This window comes from Microcoleus sp. bin48.metabat.b7b8b9.023 (genome assembly GCF_013299185.1).
Taxonomy (GTDB): domain Bacteria; phylum Cyanobacteriota; class Cyanobacteriia; order Cyanobacteriales; family Microcoleaceae; genus Microcoleus.
In genome coordinates, this window is the sequence record NZ_JAAFKG010000006.1 from 58678 (window position 1) to 79842 (window position 21165).

Consider the following 21165-nt stretch of genomic DNA (forward strand, 5'->3'; position numbering starts at 1 on the left):
ATTCCTGTCAAATTTAAGTATTGGGGGCGGGTTTATTTAGCCTGTTTGTAACTTTTAAGGTTGTTGGTGAACCCGTCCCTACGGGTTTTTGGGGTTTGAACTCCTGTCAAATTTAAGTATTGGGGGCGGGTTTATTTCACTTGTTTGTAACTTTTAAGGTTGTTGGTGAACCCGCCCCTACGGGTTTTTGGGGTTTGAATTCCTGTCAAATTTAAGCAGTAACTGCGAGCAATTTGTCGGCTTGTTTGGCGGTTTCAAAGAAGAAACGCACGTTATCTTCGGGAGTTCCCGGCAATACGCCGTGTCCTAAATTGAGGATGTGTCCGCGATCGCCCGCTTTGCGAATTGTATCAAGAATTCGATCGCGAATAAACGGTTGAGAACCAAACAACACGCCGGGATCGAGATTTCCCTGAACGTTCATGTTGGGGCCCAAACGCTTGCGGGCGTCGGCCATATCAACCGTCCAATCGACGCTGATGATATCTGCGCCGGATGTTGTCATTCGTTCGAGGAGGCCCGCGCTACCGGTGACTAACAGGATTAGCGGTGTGTCAGGATGGGTTTTTTTGACTTGCTCGAATACTTGTTTTTGGTATGGTAGAGCGAAGGTGTCGTAATCCTGCGGGGACAGTTGGCCGGCCCAGGAGTCGAACATTTGCACTACTTGGGCGCCACAGTCGATTTGATAGCGCACGTAAACTGCGATCGCATCGGCGAATTTTGAGAGCAACTGATGCAGTAAAGTTGGATCGGAAAATGCCATGTTTTTGATGACGGCATAATCCTTGGAACCTTTACCTTCAACGGCGTAGGCTGCTAAAGTCCAGGGCGCGCCGACAAAACCGAGCACGGTGGATTTGTTGCCGACTTCCGCGCGCAGGGATTTGAGGATTGTTTTGATAAAAGGCAAACTTTCTTCTGGATTCAGCGGTTGCAGGGCGTCGATTTGCTGCTGAGTGCGGATGGGTGCGTGGATAATCGGGCCTTTACCTTCGGCGATGTCCATGTCGATGCCCAAACCGGGCATTGGAGTGACGATATCGGAGAACAAAATTACGCCGTCGGGTTGAAACGCGCGCCACGGCTGAAGCGAAACTTCGATTGCAACTTCGGGAATTTCAGAACGTTCGCGAAAGGATGGATACTTTTCTCGCAAATCTCGATAGGCTTTCATGTAGCGGCCGGCTTGGCGCATCATCCACACGGGCGGGCGTTCTAGGGTTTCGCCGCGGGCTGCCCGCAGTAGCAAGGGAACTTCATTTAATGATGACATCTTAACTTTTCTCGAATTTAGATCTTTTAATGTCTTTGGTAGCTTACCATTGTGCGATCGTCCTTTTCGATCGAAAATTCGGCGATCGGCCATGAGAAAGATGGGGGGATTGGCTGAGTTCGATTTTGGGGAGTCGGAGTCAGGTTGGTTGCGAGGCTGGCAAATGACATCTAGACTGCTTCCAATTTATGGGGGTTATATTTGAAGTATCCTCACTCGCAGGGCAAACTAATTGAATGGAAACGCTACGTGCAAACCACACGTTTTATTTACTTTACCAGAAAGAATTGGTTGCAAGCCTCTTCGTTTTAGGGAGAAATTAAAATTAGACGATTCATTACTGCAATCCTCTTCCTTCTAGGTAGAGGTCGCTCTCTGGGGTGCAACTGTCAACTGTCAACTGTCAACTGTCAACTTTTGAACTCTCTCCACTCGCTGGGGAGACTAATTAAACGTCTATCGTCACACTCGATCTAGGACTCTATTTCTGAGCTAATATTGCATCGTAATCACCATGAGTCCCTATCCAAAACCAGACTATACCTTCAGGTTTCTCAACTCCCAAAGCGCGGTAACTATCGCCTACTCGCACCGATTGCAATTGCTTTCGCCTGCCAACTTTTTTAAAATGTAACGAAGGGTGATAGGGATCGACTTTGAGTAATTCGTAGTTTTTATCGGCTAAAGCTTGTATTTCTTGAGGTAGCTGGTGATAGCACTGCCAAAAACGCGGTAAAGTCAGATGCTTCATAATGCTTGAGCCAATCCCGCTTCATACTCTGCATCGACTTCATCAAGTAGCGCATCTAACCGCCCATCCTCCAAATCGTCTTCAATTTGCCTATCCCAAACCTGTTGGCGATACTCTATCAGCCAAACAGTGAGTTCCGATAGTTCCTTAACCGACAAGTTCATAATTGCTGTTTCAAGTTCTTTAACGCTCATGATTTTTGCCACATCATTATATTATCAATATACCAAATATTTGGTGCATCTGGTTTTTGAAGAGGGCGAAGCATGACCGCATATAAATTATTAGTTATAATCTTATATTCACTGCGGTCATGCTTCGCCCCTACAAACATATTTGCCTTGCACAAGCCGCTGCACCCCAAAGATTTTCATCTAGAAGCATAAGCACTGGAATCTCTCTCTAGAAATCATCATTTTGGCTAGATTTTCCAGCACTTTAATTGCTTGATTTTCCAAGCATATTTGTAGGGTGCGTCGCTGTGACATTTTCAAGTTAAGTTGAGATTGTGTATCGGGCGACGCACCCTACGGTTAATTAAATCGAAACTATCTCGTCACACACACTCCGCCTACAGATACGCGACATTGCTCGGGACGATCGAACCTGCTATTGTCATTAGACCGATCGAATCTACCATCATCCAGCCTCGCCGAATCTAAATCTCTAGTCCGCGAATTGTAATAATAATCGCCCGCCGGAACAGCCCTAGTCGGTACAGCACAATAAGTCCCGTCCCTGCCGGTATCGTCAAATCTTACTCTTACCATAGTACGTCTGAGGCGACAGTCGATCGGGTTTAAGCCAAAATCATCTCGCAAAATCGTTTCTCCATCGTAGCTGCTGTTACGGCCCCTATCGCTTCTGTCATCGCGCCTATTGCTAGCCCGTCTGTCGCCGCCATCAATTCCCGCAACTTCCACCGTGTAGCTACCGCCCCTCGCAGCATCTTTCGCCAACACCAAAAGCTTGTAATCGCCGCTGCGGGGAATCACATAATTAAAAGAACGGTCTTGGGTAAAAGCAACTTGCTTGTTGTTTCCGTAAAATAGTACCATGACGGGAGTAAAACCGCGACTTCTATCCGTATCTAAAAACACTTGAATGTTATCGCCTTCCCGAGCGTTGAAAGTGTATTCTTGACCGCGCAATTCTTCCGTCGGAGCACCGGGCGTCCACATATTTCGGAAGCGGTAAATCGGGGAATTGCGGCGGATTACTCCATCTATGCGATCGTTATTTTGTATCAATTCGGCAACAGCACTCTGAGGAATCGCCGTAAGTGCCAATCCGGCAACTAGCACAGTGGCAGCAATACTATTTAACCAGTTGTGTGCTTTCATATCAACCTCTCAAAAATTTTAAAATCTTTTTGCCTTGTTTGCGCCGACATTTGCATACACTCTCTATTTTAAATCTAATTTCTGTCAACCGTGTTAACCTCACCCAACAGGACTATTTAGGATTTATTGTAGGGTGCGTCAGGGCTGAATTTTTTAATCGCAGACTAATTATTTTTCCCCTGACGCACCCTACCAACTTATAGACGTTGATGCCGCATCTAAAGTTGCGATGTATCCCCACAAATCAGCAATCCCGATTCAGCATCGAGACTCGCCTCAATTCCCATCGGTAAAGCAGCGTTAACCCCTTCATGCCCAAACGGCAAATCCGAGACAATGGGAATATTCAAGTCAAAGAGCCGATCGCGCAAAACCTCTTCTATAGTAAAACTAGGACTATCCGGGCCCACCTCGCAGCGACTAAACCGTCCCAAAGCAATCCCCCGCACCCCCGCAAAAGCCCCCGCCATCCGCCACTGAGTTAACATACGATCGACCCTGTAAGGAGCCTCCGAAACATCCTCAAATGCGAGAATAGCACCAGTCAAATCCGGTTGATACGGGGTTCCGAGCAAATGAGTAGCCACCGTCAGATTCGCCGGAAACAGTCGCCCCGAAGCCTTTCCACCAGCCCATCCTTTACCTTGCAAAGATTGTAACGGACGGCCTTCGATGCAGTCAAAAAGTCGATCGACCGACCAATCCGGTTCAGCCGCCAAAGTTGTCAGCAGCGGCCCGTGAACGCCCCAAATCCCCAATTTGTCGTGATTCCACAGCAAAGCCGTAATATCGGAAAAACCGATCAACCATTTCGGCGCATGGGAATTGCTAATTGGGAATTGGGCATCGGGCATTGGGCATCGGGCATTTTCACTTTTTTGGAGTTCCGGGTTTTCCTTTTGTCCGACTTTTGCTTTTTCCAAAAGTCGAGTGCTGCCGAAACCGCCTCGAACACACAGAATACCGCGACAATCCGGGTCACTGAGGGCATCTGCCAACTGTCGGACGCGGTTTGCGTCGGAACCGGCCAAATAGCCAGCGCGATCGTCAAAACCGGGTGTTAATTCAACTCGATAGCCGCGGGATTTCCAAATTTCCAAACCGCGTTCAAAATTAGTCAATTCTCGCAGCGCGCCGCTAGGTGCAATTACCCGCAGCAAATCTCCCGGTTGCAGCCATTTCATATTATTATTAATAATCTATTAAGGTACGTAGTTGCGCTTCAGCGCTCTTTGCATTTAAGGTACGTAGTTGCGCTTTAGCGCTCCTTGCATTTAAGGTACGTAGTTGCGCTTCAGCGCTCTTTGCATTTAAGGTACGTAGTTGCGCTTTAGCGCTCTTTTCGTATATAGTAAGAGCGCTAAAGCGCAACTACGTACCTAATTCGGACATTGCTTGTACAGCATCAGAATTCCATGCAGTGGATTTCCACCTTTGATACCTACGGTAAAGTCAGAATTTCCACCCCAGAATCAGTCACAGCCAGAGTGTGTTCAAACTGAGCCGAAAGCTTACCATCCTTAGTTATCGCAGTCCAACCATCGGCCAAAATTTCCACATCCCAAGTACCCTCATTAATCATCGGCTCGATCGTAAAAACCATGCCTTGTCTGAGCTTTTTCCCCGTCCCCCGCTTACCGTAATGCAAAATTTCCGGTTCAGTGTGAAAAACGCGGTGCACGCCGTGTCCCGCAAAATTTCGCACCACCGAAAAACCTTGGGCTTCAGCATATTCTTGAATCGCCGCACCGATATCACCGGTACGAGCACCAGGCTTAACTTCCGCAATTCCTCTTCTCAGGCATTCCTCAGTTACTTCAACTAACCTTTTAGCTACAGGTGAAGGTTCCCCAACAAAAAAAGTTTTAGAAGTATCGCCATGATAGCCATCAACCAAAGGTGTTACATCAATGTTAATAATGTCACCTTTTCTGAGAATTTGTTTGGCATTCGGGATGCCGTGACAGACAACTTCATTGACACTAGCACACAGAGATTTGGGAAATCCTTTATAACCTAACGGAGCACTTTTTGCACCGTGGGCTAAAGTCCAGCGTTCCGCTTCGTCATTAATTGCCAGAGTGCTGACACCCGGTTTAATCATTGGTTCAAGATGCAGGAGAAGCTGAGCTGCTAAGCGGCCTGCTTGACGCATTTTTTCGATTTCTCTGCTCGATAAAAGCACTAAACGTTCAGTTGACATAGTTATTTTTGTGGTCTTTTATTGTGGTCGATTAAGAGTTTATTTGACTCAATTTTACAATAGACTTGAACCAGCGTTCAAAAAGATCGCCCGCGGCTCCTAAATTGTATTCTACCTCTGCTTGTCGCCGGCAAGCGCTGCGGTCAATTTTGTCTAAACGGTCGATCGCACTTACCAAGCCATTTACACTATCAGGTTCCACTAAAAAGCCCGTCAGCCCGTCTCGAACAATTTCCGCCGGCCCCCCGCGCTCGTAGGCAATCACAGGCACACCGCACGCTAAAGCCTCAATCGCCACATTTCCAAAAGCTTCCACCCAGCGCGGCGTCATCAACAATGCTCGGCACTGGCGGACTTGCTCTTGCATTTTCGTTGTGGTCAGAAACCCTAAATATTCTACTGGAGCGTCGGGGTAATCTGTACAAATTTTGTGCCAATAATCTTCATCTTGCATTTTGCCCATAATTTTTAGGGGAATGCCTGTAATTTTTGCGGCCGCCACAGCATCTTCTAAGCCTTTCTCCGGGGCAATGCGGCCCAACCAAGCTAATTTTGGTTCCGGTTGGCTGCAAAATTCGTACAGCGATAAATCTAGGCCGCCGTTTCCCACCAATTCGCACTCGCTAGCAAAGGCAAAGGTTTGGGCTTGGGTAAGCGTGCAAACTCCCAGCGTACCGGGAAATTTGACAGCGATTTGTCCGGCGATGCGATCGAACGATCGCGACATGGAACCCATACTGATAAAATGTGCGATCGGAGTGTTAAAAAATGGCGTCAAATAAAACGGCAGCCAATCGTAGGCAAAGTTAACAATCAGATCCCAATCATCCTGAACTTGGCGAGCATATTCCCACATATTTGCCAGCACAGAATCGGCCGGCATCACAATAGGATCGTGGTAATCTTGTGTTTGGGCAGTTACTTGCAAATCCCCCGCGATTTCGATGACTGGAATTGATTCTAAGACTGAACCTGCCGGCGCTACAACTGTTATTTTATGACCTCGGCGCTGCAATTCTTTAGCAATGTTCAAGACTGTAAGTTCGACTCCGCCGCCCAACCCCGAACCGAGTTGACCTACAGAAGTTGATAGAAACAATAATTTTAAAGAGTTATTAGTCATTAGTTATTGGTTATTGGTTGTTAGTTATTGGTTATTAGTTATTGGTTATTAGTTATTGGTGTTATTAAAAATATCGGGTATGTTGTTGGGCTTCAGCCCTCTTAATTCTAATAAGTGGTTATACAAGCTGTCAGTTATACCTACCTCATCCTTTTGAGAAAGGCTATATATCAAATCTGCTCTTTCATCGTCAGATGATTCATCTCTCTATTTTCTCCCTCTGTGTTCTCTGCGCCCTCTGCGGTTCAATCATTCCGGGACAGCCGGATTTGATATTACACATTCGAGAGAATCAACAACTCTTTCTAAGACTCTTGCACAATAATTGTTAGGTTCCATTATTTGGGAAAAATTGTATAGCATTTATCAGAAAGATGAGGTATGACTGACTGCTTATATAACCGCTTAAACGAAGAGGGCTGAAGCCCAAACGAAGAGGGCTAAAGCCCAACAACGTACCTCACCTATCTGAGAAGGGCTATATTACCCAGTCCAAAAGTATTAAATAAAAAAGAATTACCCATGGGATTTATTCCCGGTTGCTCTTAAAAATTTCAGGTTTAGTAACAAGAAATACAGGAATCAACCAGGAATCAGCCGCGCGCCAGTCCCAAACTAGCGTTTGATGAACTGTTCTAATTTGTGAGCTATCTTCTCTATAATTCCCTCCGAAGTAGGTGTCGCCGATGATGCTTCTGCTTCAATACGCTTGACAGTATCTTCTGGAAGATTCAGCAACTGCACTAATTTTTGATAAGCTGCGGCTTCCTCAGAGTTAATGTTTGGTTCGTCGGGAGTGCGAGAACTAGATGCAATCACTTCATAGCCGAGTTGCAAGACTAATTCTTTTTCCTCTTGAGTTTCTAGTTGGTGAATCAACTCATCAAGGGGAATATTTTGCATGATGTAATCCCGCAGTTCCTGTTGCATTTGTTGGGCGTCGTCATCTGCGGCAAACAAACGGCAAAAGCGATCGAGCATTAAATTAACTTCTTCTGTTGCGAGTTCGCCATCAGCCCAGGCCATAGAGGAAACGATTCGCAGCAGGTTCATCTGGCGAGGCGTAATTGATGGAGGAGGTGGGGTTTGCATAATTAAAATTGGTAATTGCTAATTGGGAATTGAAAATTGGTAATGGGGAATGGGGAATTGGTAATTGGTAATTGGTAATTCGATCGTCCTTTTTTGTGTTCCCCCTTCTCCTTCCCCTTCCCTTTATTTATCTCACAAATTCGACAGAGGAACACCCAGCCATCCAGTAAAGTTTTGTTTCTGAATAGTGCTTGGCCGATCGACTGGTACGATCGAATAACGGCCGGGGCGCGGCTGGGCGAGAGTAACAGAACAAGTCCGCAGTTCGTCTTGATGAAAAACTGTCACTTCTACCGTGTCCCCCGGCTGATAGTCTTTCAGCCTCTCTGCCACTTGTTCGGCATTTACTCGAAAACCTGCGATCGCCAGCAACTCGTCCCCAGCGTCAATTCCCGCCAATTGTGCCGGAGATTCTGCTTCGACAAATTTAACCATTTGCCGCCCGTTTTCCGCTCCCAACGTCCAACCCATCCGAGGCGTTTGCTCGCTTTCATCTACCCAAATTTGCAGCCCGAAAGGTTCCAGATATTCGTTATAAGGCAACTCTTCTGTACCGTCTACATAGCGCGCAAAAAAGTCACTCAAATCCATGCCGGCTACAGACTCGATCGCACTTTGCAACTCTTCTGGAGTAAAGCCTATTTCTGCCGTCCGCGAGCGAGCATTTAACTTGCCATTTGATGTCAGATGCCCCTGCTTTGCCTCTGTTGGCGACTTCCGGTCAAAATCTTCATTTTCAGGAGAACCACCGCCAAACTGCTGCCACATCAAACGCATCACATCGTCGAGCGATCGCGCGTTGCCGTGTTTAGCTCGAATCAACAAATCCAGCAGAAACGAAACTAATTCCCCTTTCAAATAATAGGAAATCTGCGAATTATCGCTATTAGCATCCCTCCGATAAAGTTTAATCCAAGCATCCCAACTCGACTCGCTCGCAGGCTGCACCTTCCGCCCCGGAGTCGTCTGCAAGCGAGTGATTTCTTTGGCAAGATTTTGGAAATAACCTTTCACGCCATAGAGACCTGCTCGAAAAGGAATTAGCAAATCGTAATAACTGGTCGTGCCTTCAGAGAACCATAAAGAAGGAGTATAATTCTCTTGCTCGTAGTCAAATATTTCGAGAGCTTTCGGTCGAATGCGCTTGACATTCCAGAGGTGAAAAAACTCGTGAGCCACCAATTGAATGAACCGTTCGTACTTTTCCTTGGCCCGAAAACCAAAACGCGAATAGTTAAGAGTGCAACTATCCTTGTGTTCCAAGCCGCCAAAACCAGAGCCAGACAAATGCAACAAAAACACATAGCGGTCGTAAGGCAAACCGCCGAACATTTCTGCTTCTACCTCAATGACTTTCTTGATATCTTGAATTGCCCGTTCTGGTTCTAAATTGCCTTGTCCCCAAACTACAAGCTGATGGGGTTTTCCCAGCACTTCAAAATCGTAGGACTCGTGAAATCCAATCTCAAAAGGACTATCGACAAGGGTGTCAAAATCCGCAGCAGCGAAAGTAAGATTATCGCCCGAAACAGTTGGCAACGTTGTGACTGTGCGCCATTGGGGCTGCGGTGGCACCACTGTCACCGTATAGCAGTGGCGCTCAAAACCGGGCAAGAAAAAGCACAGAGCTGCTGGATTAAAATAACCGTGAGTCGAGTCTAAATGATTGGTTCGTACAGTCAGTTCGTTGGCAAAAATCCGGTAGCAAACCGTGACATCTGACACTGAATTTGTCTCGATTTGCCAGTGATTTTTGCTAATCTTGCGCCAAGGTAAAGCACGCGCGGCATAGCTATCCCGCAGGGAATCGCCGGATTGCGATCGAAAATCTTGCAGGTGGCGAGCGTATTCTCGAACCAAGTAAGAACCGGGAGTCCAGACAGGCATTTTTAAATCCAGAACAGGTTCCGCCCAACCCTGCACGCGCAAAGTCACTTCAAACAGGTGGGATTCAGGATTGGGCATCGCCACCGAATAGTGAATGGTCGGTGCTGTTAGTTGTCCGATCGCGCGATCGGCAGCGGACGAGGTATCCTCATAAGTGACATCGGTCATTGACTTGCCAAATTCATCAAGTGCTTGAGGTTGATCAAATGGATAGTTTGGTGCTCTGGATCGATTTTGATCCAGCCTTTACTATCTAGTTTTTCCATAATTTTGCTGGTTTCATCTAGGGCGATACCTGTAACGTCAGCTAAATCTTCATAAGGGATATTGAAGATATCTCTGCCCTCAGCAGTTTTCTGACCGTAGTTTTCTCCCAGCTCAACTAAAGTATTTGCTAGTTTAACCGCTGGCTGGCGGTTCTGTAGTTGAGAGCGAAGATTGGTTTGGCGCAGGCGCCGCACCATCAGTTGCAGCATCCGGTGATGCAATTGCGGATCTTTAAACAGGGTTTGGATAAATCGCTGAGCCGTAACGCTGATCAGCCGCACGGGCGATAGAGCAAGTACGTCATTCGATCGGGGAGATTCGTCAAGAATGGCCATTTCGCCGAAGAAAGCTCCCCGTCCTAAAATAGCCATTGATACAGCTCGATCGTTTGACAGGCGCCGGACTTTGACCCAGCCGGACACCACAAAATAAATCGCGTTACCCCAAGAATCCTCCATCACCACAGCTCGGCCTGGGGGATACTCATGCTTAACGGCATTGGATAGCAGCCCTCCCAAGGTTTCTGGGTTAGCACCCTTAAATAGAGGGAACAGCTCACTGAAAGCTTCTGTCTTCATGCAAACTCGCGGAGGTGGGAAATTAGATTAGGCGACACCCAACAGCTAGGGAACGATCGCTGTTTGAAAAAACAAACAATCCGTTACTCCTTTAATTGATGTTGACACTCTCAGCGCTTCAGCGACTGAGATTCTTAAGAAATTTCGTTCTTAATATCCCTATTGCTAGGGTTCCTGGGCGCAATCCTATGGCCAAAAAATGGTGGGCTGCTATCCTTGCCTTTCAGCAAGCTCCTCAAGCGTTTAAGGGGCTTAGCCCTTGGTTCCGTGGAGTCCCCGCGTACCTTTAATATATGGTAGGCATTTGCTTCCCAGGTTTACACCTGTGTATCCATACCAACAATAGAGTGTAACGGCAAAAAGCCTTTTTAAATGCTAAAAAAGTTAAGAATCAAGAAAGATTCACGGCGGTTGAAACCGCCCGTGCCGCTTTCATCAAGCGGTCTAAAGACTCGCTCGTTTTCCGCTTGCCGAACTTTTTTTTATAAGGGCGCAGAGGCGCGGTTCGTGTAAAATTGGCAGATTTTTTAATCCTAAACAGTTTTACGCTTGAAAATTGGGTCTGAAGCCTCCCCGTTTAAGCGGAAATCAAACAAAATGATTCATTGCTTGCAATCCTCTTCTATCGACGGCTATGGGTAGCCGTCAACTGTCAGAGGTCAACTGTCAACTGTCAACTGTCAACTGTCAACTGATGAACAGCGTCCCACTGCCTGTTGAACTTTGCCCAACAGAGCTTCTATGTAATCGGGCCAGCCGATCGCGATCGACTGCGTGTGGGCCAGAGACTCCGGCTCGATCGCATCTGCCGTCCACCTCAGCGGTTGACCTTGCAAGTCGCAACAGACCAATCCGGCTGCCTTTGCTAGGGCCAGAGGGCCGGCGGTATCCCACACTTTAACTCTACCGTTGAAATACAGGTACAAACCGGCTCGACCTTCTATGATTTCCATAACTTTTAAGCCAAAGCTTCCCAGCGAGTAAAATTCTGCTCCCGGGATGCTTTGGGCGATCGCCCCGGCATAGTTTTTCTGGTCTCTGTCGCCGAGAATAATTTTACAATTTAACGGTGTCGGAGCGGGGGGTTTGCTCATAGCGATCGGCTGCGGCGAAGAGGTTCCCACAGTTTGGAACAATCCCCAATCTTTACCGCCAAAATACATTTGGTCAAAAGCCGGGGCGTAGATCCAGCCGGCCACCGGTTCCCCCTCCAACAGCAGCCCCACCATCACAGCATAGTGCTGTTTTCCCTGAATAAATCCCTCCGTCCCGTCAAGGGGATCGATGCACCAGAGGCGCCGGTAATTTGCCTGGTAAGCTGCTCTGGAGGACGTGTTTTCCTCCGTGATCCTGCCATCTTCAGGAAACAAAGCGCTAAATGCTGCTGATAGTTGTCCGTCTAAGTAGCGATCGATACTCGTCACGTAGTCATCTGGGCCTTTCTCGGAAACTTCAAAAGGTTCCGCTGCAAGCTTGTGGGCTTCTTGACCGCACTCTCGGATGATGTAGCGAATTTTTTGGTCTTGCTCTGGAGAAATATACATCAGGTTAAACATAAATGCTTCAACTAACACAGCATAAAAGCTTAAGTCCTTGGAATCGAGCGATCGACCCTTATCGCTGTTTCCGAATCTCATGCAGGATTTTTGCACTCTGCTGTTCTTAAAACCCGGTTTTATTATGATGTCCGGTCGATTACCATAACAAAAACGGTTCGTAGTGCGGACTTCAGTCCGCAGCTTTTTGCGGACTGAAGTCCGCACTACGAACCTTAATCATCGCTAATGTGCGCCCACAAGCACCCTAAAATTGTTTGACTCTCTCACACCAAAATCAAAAATCCCAACTAAGACTCCCGTCCCGAAGCCCACTTATCCCGCCATTTCACAGTCCCTTCCGAAGCCAAAACCCAGCGCCGACAAACCAAATTTTCTCGCAGCGGCGACATACCTTCCCGCAGCAGCGCATACTTATAAGAAATCAACTTCCCCGCACTTTCATTAAAAGGAATTTCCCCAAACCAAGTATTAGTATTGATATACTCCAGCGGGTAAGCCTTACTAATATCCCAATTCCCCAACTCAGGACAATCTCCAACCACCACAATTCTTTCCCCAGGCTGACTTTTAACACTGTTAAGCTGGGCCCGCACAATAGTTTTCGCCTTAACTCGCTCTCCCACTCGGCTAAAAATCATTACTTCGCGATCGCCAAACTCCAAATTATACAGCATCCCGTCTTTAACTTCAAACTTGCGGCGCGATAAAACCTCCGTATGCTCTCCATCCGGCAACTCCGTATCAACCGCTTCAACAGTCACAGACTCGCCCCGATTCATCGCCACAAACACCACAGAATCGCGATAGCGGCGGACGTAACAATAAACATCAGCAGTTAGATATTTTTGCCACTGACTCCCCATCGAAATAGCAGGATTCAGCCGCCGCAACCCAGACAGCAACCGCACATCGCGGTAAATCGGCGAATCAGTATCCCACTTTTCCATCATCGGGCGGTTGTAAGGGTCATTTCCCCCTTCAGTATCATCGTGCAGGTACTGTTCGGTACCGTAATAAAGGCAAGGAATGCCGCGAGTCGTCATCATTAAAGATATCGCCAACCGCAGCATTTGTCGATCGGCATTCAACGACTGAAACCGCGGCATATCGTGGTTGTCAATAAAAGTAATCAACTCCGTCGCCCCGTAATAGCGGCTATCCAAATCCAGAACATCCTGAATTAACTTAAATCCCGCCTCCGCACAATATCCCAAAGCTTCTCGAATAGCCACGCACAGACCAAAATCCAAAATAGTCATCCCCGACTCATTCGCAAACTCGACAGAAAGGTCATTTCTCGGGTCGCTGTAAATCCATTCACCAAAAATGAAAACATCAGGTCTGTGCGTTAAAATATCAGCATTAAATTCCTGCCAAAACCAGATCGGCATATGCTTAACAGTATCAACCCGCAAAGCATCAACCCCTCTGTCCAGCCACTGTTTAATTGCTGATTTGATATAACGGCGGTATTCAGTATTATTTTCGTTGAAAGTCGCTAAACCAGACAGTTCGCAGTTTTGGACTTGCCATTCATCTTCCCAATTAGTCACTTCCCCGTAGTGGTGATACCAGTTATCTTTATCGTCGTTAAAGTCAGCTATTTTCACGCCATCATCGTAGAGTTCCCCTTTTTTGCCACTAAAATCCGGGTTGCTGTGATTGCAGACAATATCGAGTACCAGTTTCATTTTTCGCTGGTGCAACTCGTCAACTAATTTGTCAAATACCGTATCTTTAGTTTCTTGTGTTTGGTTGACAGAAGGATTGTCACCTTTGGCAATAAACCGGGGATTTAGCCGCTTAAAATCTTTAGTCCAGTAGCCGTGAATCGCAGCTTGTTCGACAAATAATGCTTCTACTTGCTCAAAAAGCGGAGTCAACCATACCGCAGTAACGCCCATATCTTTTAAGTAATCGAGTTTGTCGATAACTCCCTGCAAGTCGCCGCCCCAATATTTGCCCCAATTTTTGCCTTCAGGATCGTAAAGTTCTGGGTTTGGGCCTTCGTTGTTTGTGGAGTCGCCGTCGTGGAAGCGATCGACTACAATGAAATAAATTGTTTCTTGGCGGAATTCAATATCTCTGGTGTACAGGAATTCTAAATCGAGTTCGGTTTCTGGCTTAACTTCTTCTACCAGAGACTCAATTTTTTCTTCAGATTGGGTAGTTTCGTATTGAGATGAAGTTTGATTGGGAGTGACTGGTGTCATGAGATTTATTTTTTTTTACTGTAAGATTGGTCAGCTATTGGGAGTTAGAGTCGGAGATAGCTTTTCCCTCTGCCTGACTTTTACAGCATAATACGTAATTTACTCGTTTAATAAAATCTTCCTTTAGACAGATGGCAAAGTCCTCTATAGGTTAGTAAGGAGGACTGAAGTCCTTTCTAGTTCCATCGGGACTGAAGTCGGAACTATCGAACCAATTTGATTGTGGTTGACTCCTTCAGACTTCAGTCCTTCCTTTCTATTCCTCGCGCAAGTTTTGGACATCTTCTACACTCAAACCAGTAGTTTGACTGATAGTTTGATTGTCAAGTACATTAAGAAGTTGCCTAGCAATTTCCAAAGCTTTTTCTCGCATTCCTTGCTGCATTCCTTGCTGCATTCCTTGCTGCATTCCTTGTGCAAGTGCTTCTTCAATTCCCTTTCGCAAGATTCCCTGCTGATCCAGGATATACCTTTCGCGTGCTTCTAAATCTGCCAACTCCTCTGGATTCAAGTTAGTTTCATTAGCAATCGCAAAAGCTTGCTGTATTTCCGAGACTGTTTCCATTGTTGACGGTACTATTTCCAAACTGGGAGCATTTTTCATAAAATAAACCCACTTGTCAGTCAAAGTTTCTAACTCATCCAATTGTTTGTTGAATTTCGGCAACTCGATAAAGATCAATTCTATCTCTGGATCGACATAATCAAATAAACGATCTTTCTCCTTGAACACAAAGTGAGAAATTACTTCTCGGTCATTGTCAAACATTTCAAAATCCGTAATTGTCAAAGCAATTACAGGCTTTAACTTAAAGTAACCTTCACCGCGAACCAGTTGAGTTGAGTAAGTTTTCGCAGTATTGTAAACCACCCGTTTCGCAAAAGATTCTACATTTAAAACTTGCATCTCGATAATTACAGTTGTACCTCCTGCAAGTTTTGCTTTGACATCCAGGTAAGACTCTTTAAGATAAGAAACTCTGGATGGTAAATATGGGTCGATAATTTCTAGGTCGGTGATGGTGGGATTGCCATCATAAATCATGGCATTCAGAAAGCTGATTAAGATTGGTTTGCTTTGGTTGCCACCGAATATTTTTTTAAAGGCAAAATCGGTTTTCGGATTAATGAATCTCATTGTTAGTTTTCTCTCTTTCTTAAGGATCGAACGAATCAATCTATCGAGCAATGACAATCAAAACATTTTAAAATTTGCTGGCGGCTGTGGGTATAGCTATATTTTACTATATTGCGATCGCCCAATCGAGAACAATTCACAAGCTCAACATTAAATAGGACGATCGCCCTTTCGATCTCGCATCAGTAACCAGAACGCCCGCCCCAATTCAACTCCAAGCCTAACGAACAGAAGCCACCTCCTCAACTCCCGCCTCAGAATGCTCCACCCGAAACACATTTGCATTCAGATTAGCAACAATTTGTTTCCCCTGTTGCGTCAATTCTAAATAGCCGATCGCATCCTTGACATACCGATAAACCACATTCCAATAAAACTTAGGATACCCCTCCCGCAAATCCGCCGGATTGCGATACTTCAACACCTGATTTTGACCAGTCTCCTCAAATTCATAAAACAGCGCAGTCACCTTTTGCAAATATCGCGGATCGCTCAACTGACCGATTAAATCTGCCGCCCGCACCAAACCCGGATAATTCAGAGTATCTTGATAGTCTTCATCCCGAGGAACCGGGAAACGAGTTAACTCAATATTCTGCTTAACCAGGTTGGCATCAATCAGTCTGTGCCCCCCAAATCGCTCCTCAACAAACATCTTTCCCCGATCGACATGATAAGGGGTCAAACTCGCATCAGTCGCCCCCCTAGGTAGGGTTAAATTCATGTCACCTATTCCCGTTGCATACACTCCTAAATCTGTTCTATCTTGCCGACAAGCGCCCTTGACATACCCGATATCGTGACACAGCAAAGCAATGTGGAAATGCAGCCAATGTTCGCAGGAAACACCGCCCTCGCGGATGTGCTTCCCGCGCAGAATTTCTTGTCCCACCAATGTCACTAAAATAGTGTGTTCCACATTGTGGTAAAGAGCATCACTATTAGCAATATTTTCCAAAGCCATATCGGCTACCCAAGCAATAATTTCGCCATAGTCAGATTTGAAGCCACCGTAGGTGTGCCCGTAGCCTTCAATTAGCCTCCAAACAAAATCGTTAATTAGCAGTTCAGTTGCGTTAAACATATTCACTTCCATTAGCCAAAATAACTTATTAAATTATTGTTATATCAGTTGTTTTTGTTGCTACGGTTTGATATTATTGTTGACTTGACCCTAATGATGGACGCCCGCTGTGATTTAAAAGCATCCAAAGCATCCACTGATATTAACGATTGTGGTCTAGATTGGCGATCGAGCAATTGGCAGAGCGCTGCACCCATAAATAATTGATAAGCTCTACAGCATTTAAATTGTATATTTCAATGCCTAATTAAAACGCCTCAAATGCTCTTCCCCTGTTTACCCGAAGAGCGAAGCTGTTATATGTCTCTCCGCCTCTCCCCATCGACTATCATAGACAATCTAGATGCACTACGGTCGATCGATGGGCGATCGAGGTATGAGACCCCTCAATCAGCAGTACGGAGTTACATCTTCCCCGCATACATCAGCCAAAAACGAGAGCGAGCGAAAACGCAACCCCACTAATTCTTCATATACAGGATTTAGCTTGCACATCGGGGGTATGTGGAAAAAATGGTGTCCGAATAACTGGATATTTCTCTCAAAAGGACACCGTGTGGGTATAACTTGGCCCAACAACCGAGCTATTTGTCGTTAGCGCAGCCCGCCCCTACGGGGGCTACGCCAACGGAGAGGATCGCCCACTGCAATGCCCCAAGAACCACTGTCGCACTGGTTGAACGAGGCGATCGCCAAAAGTTAAGTCTGGGCAAAGATTTTTAGGTAAAATACTTGTAGTCGAGTTCATGATTTTCCTCAGTAATCCGGATTAACAAAAAGTTATAAATCACCCTGATTACATCATCAACCAAATCCACCGTTACCCCAGTGACGTGAATAATTATTTCCTGTGACACTCGCGGCCTCAAAATGTGATATATAAAGTTCATAGTTGTGATGGTAAGTCCGCAAAAGTGTGAGACAGATCACCGCCCTTACCAGCTAAATGCTGTATCCTTAGAGGTATATAGAAAAATTATCTAAGTGGTAACTGCCGGCCTCTACTTTACTGCGATATATCACCCGGTCAATTAACTAATACAAGGTTTCAGGCAATGATTAAACAAAAATATAAATATGCCGACCTTTCTCAACGTCCCCACACAGATACCGTCCTGGAAAAACTCCCTGTAGAAGTTAAGGAGTGGGCAGAAAGCTTGCCTTGGAACCAGCGACGCTACGTTTTGTCCCTCTCCTACATATTGTGTGCATCTACTCCCGAGTTTCAAGCCGAATTCTTAGATGAGTACACAGCCGATGGCTTAGTCTCAAAAATGTTTGAAGATGTAGATACTCTACACCGAGTCAAAGAGTATTTAATCAGATTCCGAGTCAAAAAAGAATTAAACGAATCTGATTTAAGAAGCTACATCAAACAATTTTATATCCACTCATCTCAACAAGCGCTCCGGGAAACAGACCAATATTTAGAATCTGCACTGCGTTTCGTATTGAGTACAGAAGAACGGAATAATGTTTTTAACTACATTTTGGGTTTTGAATTTATTAAAATTGTGTTTCAAATGAGTTGGTTGCAACACGAAAGATTAGCCAGACTTCAAAAAAATCAGTCGCAGTTTATTGAAAGCTATATCAAGCCAATTCAACACGCACACAAAATTAATGCCATAATTGTACCGAAAGATGAGAGAATCTTTTTTGCTAGACGCGCTTATTACGTTCAACAGCCTAACATTTCTTACACAAAACTTATCGAGTTAGTCATGGCTACTTTTACTACAGAAATGGTGACTCACTGCGGATTTTCGATCAGCCGCCACTCTCAAGCTATGCGCTTTGACTGCGATTACATTTACGATCCCCAACCAGAAGAAGCAAGATTTCCTACTGACTTGCAATTTATGAATTGACTCTACGCAGTAAAGTGTATGCTCCGCGTAAACCCTAGGTTGCTTTTTCTCTTTACTTTTAGTTTCGCGTTGCGCCCAGGATAGTTTTTGGAGCATCGGACTTCTAGTTTGCAGTTTAAAACCGGTTGTTCAGCCTGACTTTCTCTAAAATAGGACGGCTTTATCAATTGGCCTTACGCTTGCGTTTGTTCAATTTCAAACCAGCTAACTATCACTCCCGCTAACGGAAGAGCCAGAAATATTCCTAAAAGTCCTGTCGCTCTCGCGCCTACTCACAGTGCAAAAAATACGACTACCGGATTGAGGTTAAGCGGATTTTGCTTGAGTCTCGGATGAATAAAGTTATCTTGAAATAGTTGACAGTTGATGGTTGACCTGTGACAGAAAGAAGAGGGAAGAAGGAACAGCGAAGAGGGAAGAATGCAGTGCTTTCTCACTTCTGTCTGTGGTAAGGGTGGGTTCTGTTTACGATAAGTACGATCGCGCTCGCCATTGCCCAATCACACACAAAGGCGATCGCACAAACAGCCTTTGACACCCGAAAACCGCCTCGGAAACTCTTGGCGGTGCCAGTATTTGTCGCTTTGGGTGCCGCAACTAACACACAAACCCTCAAACAAAGCTGGCGCCCAAATACCCGGTTTCAGTCCCAGCCTCCAAAAATTTCAACTCTGCCTTGTGGCAGATAGTACGAACAGCTCAATTTTTGGGATACTAGAAATTAGCACTCAACTTAGCTGAGGAACAAACGTGCTGCTATCAAAAGGCTTTGAAGTAGAAATGTATACCGGCACGCCCGAAGGTGAGGTTGTCGGTCTCTCCGATCGCATAGTCGCCGATCTAGAGGGATTTGTGCGGGAGCCTGATAGTCGCAATGTGGAGTACACGACTGCCCCCCTGTGCAGCTACGATCGCCTGCTGTGCGCCCTAGTCAAGCCGCGAGTCCGGCTGCGCGAGTATCTCAAACAGTTGGGCGACTATACCTTGCTCCCGGGAAGTACCCTGTCTCTCGGTGGGAGCGATCGATTTTACCGATCGGATCCCAACAACCCCTATCACACCTACATCGAGCAAACCTACGGCACCAAAGTCGTCACTGCCAGCATTCACATCAACATCGGCATCTCCGAACCAGAAATGCTGATGCGCGCCATCCGCCTCGCCCGCGTCGAAGCACCGCTATACCTGGCATTGAGCGCTTCTTCCCCGTTCCTCGACGGCGAAGTCACGGGCTATCATTCTACCCGGTGGGGTTTGTTTCCCAAAACTCCCGCGATCGTCCCCCTGTTTGAAAGTCACAAGCATTACATCCAGTGGACTGAAGAACAGCTAGAACTCGGCAGTATGCAAAACGTCCGCCATTTGTGGTCTGCTGTGCGGCCAAATGGCGATCGTCGCCCCTACTGTCTCAACCGCCTCGAATTGAGAATTTGCGATCTTGAAGTCAATCCTCTGGCTTTGTTGGCCATCACTGCCTTGCTAGAAGCTCGTATTTGGCAGATGATGGAAGACCCCGGCTTAGACCCCTTAGCACTCAGCACCTTACCGGCCGCCACCCGCAATCAAGACTTAGTTGCCCTCACCGACGCCAACGAAATTGCTGCATCCCGGAAAAGTTTGGATGCCGAACTCACCCACTGGCAAGACGGCAGAAAGATTTTGGCGCGAGATTGGATTGAGGAAATTTACCAGGAAGTCTGGCCGATCGCCAAAAAACGCGGCTTTAGTTGCTTTCTCTCGCCGCTCAAAAAGATTCTCCGGGAAGGCAACACCGCCCAGCAGTGGTTGAAACTTCACGATCGCGGTTTGGACACCCGCAGTATTATTCTCCAAGGGATTGATGGGATGGCTCACCAGGAATGGGAGCTGGAAGACAATTTGTGCGGTCAGTTAGTCGCTTGAACAGTAGCAGTGCAAAACAAATCAGAATATTTAATCAATGGCAGCCAGCACCTGTTATAAATAAAAGCTATGAATAGTATCTACCTTTGGGTAGATTTCTAAATGTGCCAATAGCTGTATTTTTTGCTTTGATAGCAACTGCCAAGACGTGCTTAATCGCTGAAACCATTGCTATCCTTGGGGCGATGGGGGTTGTCAACTGTCAACTGTCAACTGTCAACTGTCAACTGTCAACTGTCAACTGTCAACTGTTTAAAGCTTCATGCCCCAACTTGTCTTGATTCACCCGCAAATTCCCCCGAATACTGGCAATATCGCCCGCACTTGCGCTGCCACAGGCACTACATTGCATTTAGTCGGCCCGCTGGGGTTTGAAATTAGCGATCGCTACCTGAAAAGGGCCGGCTTAGATTATTGGCCCTATGTCAATCTCCACTGTCACGAAGACTTAGCTGCTTTTGAGATATTTCAGCAGGAGCGAGGAGGGCGAACGATCGGATTCAGCACTGGTGGACGATGCAGTTATACCCAATTCCAATTTCAGCCCAGCGACTGGTTGATGTTTGGCTCAGAAACTGTCGGCATTCCTAAATTGGTCTTGGATGCCTGTGATGCCACAGTTTTTATTCCCATGAGCCAGCCTGGAGTCAGGAGTTTGAATCTCTCTGTCAGCGCCGCTGTAGGTTTATTTGAGGCTAAACGACAGTTGGGCGAACTCGGATAAATCGCGATCGACAGATACATACATATATAGATATTTAATAGCTGTCGGCTACAGCCAACTCTCGTTTTAAATATAAGAAATTTGTATCAAAGCGGTGAAAATCTAGATAGCGGAGATTAATATATTTTATTCATCCAAAAACAGATTGTTATCA

The 21165-nt window shown here is 46.1% G+C and carries 22 protein-coding genes; 4 read left to right on the top strand and 18 right to left on the bottom strand.

Annotated elements, in window-relative coordinates; translation table 11 throughout:
• Nucleotides 1-211 precede the first annotated feature (211 nt).
• The 17 genes from hemE to QZW82_RS05680 form a co-directional block, all read right to left on the bottom strand.
• Entirely contained in the window at nt 212-1276 is a 1065-nt protein-coding gene (gene hemE, locus QZW82_RS05600; protein WP_293145860.1) for a uroporphyrinogen decarboxylase, read from the bottom strand.
• Between the two features lie 26 nt (nt 1277-1302).
• Nucleotides 1303-1446 carry a hypothetical protein gene (locus tag QZW82_RS05605; protein WP_293145863.1) on the bottom strand — a complete coding sequence of 48 codons (144 nt, stop codon included), beginning with the start codon at nt 1444-1446 and terminating at the stop codon, nt 1303-1305.
• A 311-nt stretch (nt 1447-1757) separates the two neighbouring features.
• Nucleotides 1758-2027, bottom strand: coding sequence for a hypothetical protein (locus tag QZW82_RS05610; RefSeq protein WP_293145866.1), 270 nt, complete (start codon nt 2025-2027; stop codon nt 1758-1760).
• Nucleotides 2024-2221, bottom strand: a complete 198-nt coding sequence (locus QZW82_RS05615) for a hypothetical protein (protein WP_293145869.1) — start codon at nt 2219-2221, stop codon at nt 2024-2026. The genes QZW82_RS05610 and QZW82_RS05615 overlap by 4 nt, the downstream gene beginning before the upstream one ends.
• A 354-nt stretch (nt 2222-2575) precedes the next feature.
• Nucleotides 2576-3370, bottom strand: a complete 795-nt coding sequence (locus tag QZW82_RS05620; protein WP_293145872.1) for a hypothetical protein — start codon at nt 3368-3370, stop codon at nt 2576-2578.
• Between the two features lie 218 nt (nt 3371-3588).
• Nucleotides 3589-4554 (bottom strand): LD-carboxypeptidase, encoded by a 966-nt coding sequence (locus tag QZW82_RS05625; protein ID WP_293145875.1) that lies wholly within the window; start codon nt 4552-4554, stop codon nt 3589-3591.
• Between the two features lie 257 nt (nt 4555-4811).
• The gene (gene map, locus QZW82_RS05630; RefSeq protein WP_293145878.1) at nt 4812-5573 is read right to left on the bottom strand and encodes a type I methionyl aminopeptidase; all 762 of its coding nucleotides are present in this window, start codon (nt 5571-5573) and stop codon (nt 4812-4814) included.
• 31 nt (nt 5574-5604) lie between these two features.
• Nucleotides 5605-6696: a glycosyltransferase family 4 protein gene (locus tag QZW82_RS05635; RefSeq protein WP_293145881.1), complete on the bottom strand. Its 1092-nt coding sequence runs from the start codon at nt 6694-6696 to the stop codon at nt 5605-5607.
• Nucleotides 6697-7311: 615 nt separating this feature from the next.
• Nucleotides 7312-7788: a TerB family tellurite resistance protein gene (locus tag QZW82_RS05640; protein ID WP_293145884.1), complete on the bottom strand. Its 477-nt coding sequence runs from the start codon at nt 7786-7788 to the stop codon at nt 7312-7314.
• A gap of 132 nt (nt 7789-7920) precedes the next feature.
• On the bottom strand, nt 7921-9843 hold the full coding sequence (locus QZW82_RS05645) for a M61 family metallopeptidase (protein ID WP_293145887.1): 1923 nt from the start codon (nt 9841-9843) through the stop codon (nt 7921-7923).
• The gene (locus QZW82_RS05650) at nt 9840-10520 is read right to left on the bottom strand and encodes a Crp/Fnr family transcriptional regulator (RefSeq protein WP_293145897.1); all 681 of its coding nucleotides are present in this window, start codon (nt 10518-10520) and stop codon (nt 9840-9842) included. Before QZW82_RS05650 ends, QZW82_RS05645 begins: the two co-directional genes overlap by 4 nt.
• Before the next feature lie 680 nt (nt 10521-11200).
• Complete coding sequence (locus QZW82_RS05655) at nt 11201-12157, bottom strand: inositol monophosphatase family protein (RefSeq protein ID WP_293145900.1); 957 nt, start codon at nt 12155-12157, stop codon at nt 11201-11203.
• A gap of 209 nt (nt 12158-12366) precedes the next feature.
• A complete protein-coding gene (locus QZW82_RS05660; RefSeq protein ID WP_293145903.1) occupies nt 12367-14292 on the bottom strand; it encodes an alpha-amylase family glycosyl hydrolase in 1926 nt (641 codons plus the stop codon).
• Nucleotides 14293-14548: 256 nt separating this feature from the next.
• Nucleotides 14549-15430 carry an Rpn family recombination-promoting nuclease/putative transposase gene (locus QZW82_RS05665; RefSeq protein ID WP_293145906.1) on the bottom strand — a complete coding sequence of 294 codons (882 nt, stop codon included), beginning with the start codon at nt 15428-15430 and terminating at the stop codon, nt 14549-14551.
• Between the two features lie 220 nt (nt 15431-15650).
• Nucleotides 15651-16514 carry an Npun_R2479 family HD domain-containing metalloprotein gene (locus QZW82_RS05670; protein WP_293145909.1) on the bottom strand — a complete coding sequence of 288 codons (864 nt, stop codon included), beginning with the start codon at nt 16512-16514 and terminating at the stop codon, nt 15651-15653.
• Between the two features lie 390 nt (nt 16515-16904).
• Nucleotides 16905-17093, bottom strand: a complete 189-nt coding sequence (locus tag QZW82_RS05675) for a Mo-dependent nitrogenase C-terminal domain-containing protein (RefSeq protein WP_366664972.1) — start codon at nt 17091-17093, stop codon at nt 16905-16907.
• A gap of 40 nt (nt 17094-17133) precedes the next feature.
• Nucleotides 17134-17262, bottom strand: a complete 129-nt coding sequence (locus QZW82_RS05680) for a hypothetical protein (RefSeq protein ID WP_293145912.1) — start codon at nt 17260-17262, stop codon at nt 17134-17136.
• 307 nt (nt 17263-17569) lie between these two features.
• Here QZW82_RS05680 and QZW82_RS05685 point away from each other — a divergent pair, with 307 nt between their 5' ends.
• Complete coding sequence (locus QZW82_RS05685; protein WP_293145915.1) at nt 17570-18385, top strand: cobyrinic acid a,c-diamide synthase; 816 nt, start codon at nt 17570-17572, stop codon at nt 18383-18385.
• Between the two features lie 433 nt (nt 18386-18818).
• Here QZW82_RS05685 and QZW82_RS05690 read toward each other — a convergent pair whose 3' ends face one another.
• A complete protein-coding gene (locus QZW82_RS05690; protein ID WP_293145918.1) occupies nt 18819-18989 on the bottom strand; it encodes a hypothetical protein in 171 nt (56 codons plus the stop codon).
• 146 nt (nt 18990-19135) lie between these two features.
• On the opposite strand from QZW82_RS05690, the gene gshA reads away from it, so the two are divergent.
• The 3 genes from gshA (at nt 19136) to QZW82_RS05705 (ending at nt 21011) form a co-directional block, all read left to right on the top strand.
• On the top strand, nt 19136-20287 hold the full coding sequence (gene gshA, locus QZW82_RS05695) for a glutamate--cysteine ligase (protein ID WP_293145921.1): 1152 nt from the start codon (nt 19136-19138) through the stop codon (nt 20285-20287).
• Between the two features lie 104 nt (nt 20288-20391).
• Nucleotides 20392-20568, top strand: a complete 177-nt coding sequence (locus tag QZW82_RS05700; protein WP_293145924.1) for a hypothetical protein — start codon at nt 20392-20394, stop codon at nt 20566-20568.
• On the top strand, nt 20550-21011 hold the full coding sequence (locus QZW82_RS05705; RefSeq protein WP_293145927.1) for a tRNA (cytidine(34)-2'-O)-methyltransferase: 462 nt from the start codon (nt 20550-20552) through the stop codon (nt 21009-21011). Before QZW82_RS05700 ends, QZW82_RS05705 begins: the two co-directional genes overlap by 19 nt.
• Nucleotides 21012-21165: the final 154 nt, after the last annotated feature.